Raw genomic sequence first — 2,566 nt, 5'->3', positions numbered from 1 at the left:
TCCGCCAGCTTCAGCATAGTTAGAAGAGTGAATAATCACCGGACATTGAACTTTCGCTGCTACCAAATAATCGACCACATCTCTACCAGTTCCGGGATCGAAGATTTCTCCATCCCGCCAATAACTGCTTCCCAAATCGCGATCTAAACTAATCAAAGCGCAGAATTGCAAGCACTCTTTCAGCCATGCGATCGCATCTGGGGCGTTATCAAAAAATATCGCCGACCGGGTAGAAAAAAATTCGCCCAGATATCGCTTCATTTCCGCTTTTCGTTCTAAGTTATCTTCTAAAATCGTAATGTACGATCGGCTTAGTGGCGACATATAAAGAGATAGCCAAAATAAAAAGGAGAGGAAAACTTAATTTGTTTCCCTCTCCCTAGTTATACCAGAGGCAAATTTAATTAGACAGATACAGCTGCCTTAGTCACAACATTCAATTCGCCCTTAGCGTATTTAGCAGCATAGTCATCCAAAGAGACTTGCTTGATCTTGGTAGCATTGCCAGAAGTACCGAAAGCTTGGTAACGCTCAGCACAAACTTTCTGCATATACTTAATCGAAGGCTTCAGGAAGTGACGGGGGTCAAATTCCTTGGCATCTTTCGCCAAAGCTTCGCGCACGGCTGCCGTGATTGCCAAACGGTTGTCGGTATCAATATTTACCTTGCGAACACCGCTCTTGATACCTTTTTGGATTTCTTCCAGAGGTACACCGTAGGTTTCGGGGATAGCACCACCGTATTGGTTGATCAGAGCGATCAAATCTTCTGGCACGGAGGAGGAACCGTGCATTACCAGGTGGGTGTTAGGCAGACGACGGTGAATTTCTTCGATGCGGCTGATAGCCAAGATTTCGCCAGTTGGCTTGCGGGTGAACTTGTAAGCGCCGTGGCTGGTGCCAATTGCTACTGCCAGAGCATCAACTTGAGTTTGTTCTACGAAGTCAACTGCTTGGTCGGGGTCGGTCAGCAGTTGGGAGTGATCCAGCTTTCCTTCAAAGCCGTGACCGTCTTCCGCTTCACCCATACCGGTTTCCAGAGAACCCAAGCAACCCAGTTCGCCTTCTACGCTAGCACCGATCGCGTGAGCAACCTTCACCACTTCGCGGGTAACGCTGACGTTGTACTCGTAGCTGGCTGGAGTCTTCGCATCGGCTTCCAAGGAGCCGTCCATCATCACGCTGGTGAAACCGTTCTTGATGGCAGAGTAGCAGGTGGCTGGTTCGTTGCCATGATCTTGGTGCATGACAATGGGGATGTGGGGATAGGTTTCCACAGCCGCTAAAATCAGATGGCGCAGGAAGTTTTCGCCAGCATATTTGCGAGCGCCGCGAGAAGCTTGCAAAATCACGGGGCTATTCGTCTCTTGAGCAGCCTGCATGATGGCTTGGATCTGCTCCATGTTGTTGACGTTGTAAGCTGGAATACCGTATCCGTTCTCAGCCGCGTGATCCAACAGCAGCCGCATAGGTACAAGCGCCATAAATCATCCTCCTAAACGTTAGTCGTCAGCTAGTTAGTTTCAGACCAGCGGAATTATTACAATAATCTTAAGATACTTTACAACTTCTCGGAACATATATCTACAGATTGAGTTATTAAAGTTCGCGACTACTTTGTATAAGAATGTTTAATATAAAAAAATGGGTCGCCCGGGATTCGAACCCGGAACTAATCGGTTAAAAGCCGAGTACTCTACCGTTGAGTTAGCGACCCGAATTATTTTTTTTGACAACGTTGACTAATGTAGCACAAACAAAAAGAAATAGTCAAGCTGTTTGTCGAAAAGAAATGGGAAGCAGGCCGAGGGGCCAACGAGAATATATTTAGAAAAAGCTTGCCGTCAAACTAACAAGCGTTTCAAAAGTTGCTTCCGGTTCTACATGAATCAAATTTTCACCAGTATTGAGCGCGTTACGAGGGGCGCTCCAAGGTTCCAGGCAGTAGTAATCTTTACCTTTTACAGTCCAGAATACCAGGGTAGAATAGGCTTCATCGTAACTGAGGGATAGCCGGAGGTTGCGACTGGTGTCAGTAACGCTGGCGAATGGACTTCTGACATCCCGGAATGCCACATCGATTTCATCGGTGTCGAAGTCAAAGCTACCCGTAAAGGGATGGATTGTCTTGTTTCGTTGATCTTGGTACTCGGTGGCGGGAATCCTGAACTGCAACTGCGTCTTGTCAAACGTATAAAAATAAGGATGCAGACCCGTGGAAAACGACATCTGCTCGTCAGATAAATTGGTATAACATTGGCGAATTTGCAGCGTGTTGCCCCTAATCTGGTAAGTAAAGCTGAGTTTGAAGTCAAACGGGTATACTTTCCGAGTTACATCGTCACTTTCCAAAACCAGGGTAATGCTCACTTGGTCTTGCGTGACTTGATTGGCCACTTCCCAGGGGAGGTCGCGAGCAAAGCCGTGTTGTTTGAGGGTGTATTGCTTCTCTTTATGGGTGTAAGTATTGTCGGGTAAATTACCGCAGATGGGAAACAGGATCGGAATTCCACCTCTAACGCTCAAGTTTGGATCGGCAAATCGCTCTGCATCCAGGTAGAGGATT

Annotated in this window: 3 protein-coding genes and 1 tRNA gene; all 4 read right to left on the bottom strand. The window is 47.0% G+C overall.

Features of this window, described 5'->3' with window-relative positions; genetic code table 11:
* The coding region (locus H6S82_RS28525) for a cyclic-phosphate processing receiver domain-containing protein (protein ID WP_191057126.1) at positions 1–324 on the bottom strand (324 nt) is incomplete at its 3' end.
* An 80-nt stretch (positions 325–404) separates the two neighbouring features.
* Complete coding sequence (gene fba, locus H6S82_RS28520; protein WP_190474286.1) at positions 405–1,484, bottom strand: class II fructose-bisphosphate aldolase; 1,080 nt, start codon at positions 1,482–1,484, stop codon at positions 405–407.
* 161 nt (positions 1,485–1,645) lie between these two features.
* A tRNA-Lys gene (locus H6S82_RS28515) sits at positions 1,646–1,717 on the bottom strand.
* A gap of 110 nt (positions 1,718–1,827) precedes the next feature.
* A partial coding sequence (locus H6S82_RS28510; protein WP_191057125.1) for an aldose epimerase occupies positions 1,828–2,566 on the bottom strand: 739 nt, incomplete at its 5' end.

Source organism: Planktothrix sp. FACHB-1355, from assembly GCF_014748295.1.
Taxonomy (GTDB): domain Bacteria; phylum Cyanobacteriota; class Cyanobacteriia; order Cyanobacteriales; family Aerosakkonemataceae; genus Aerosakkonema; species Aerosakkonema funiforme_A.
Note: the sequence above shows the minus strand (reverse complement) of the source record. Positions and strands in the feature narration are given on the sequence as shown.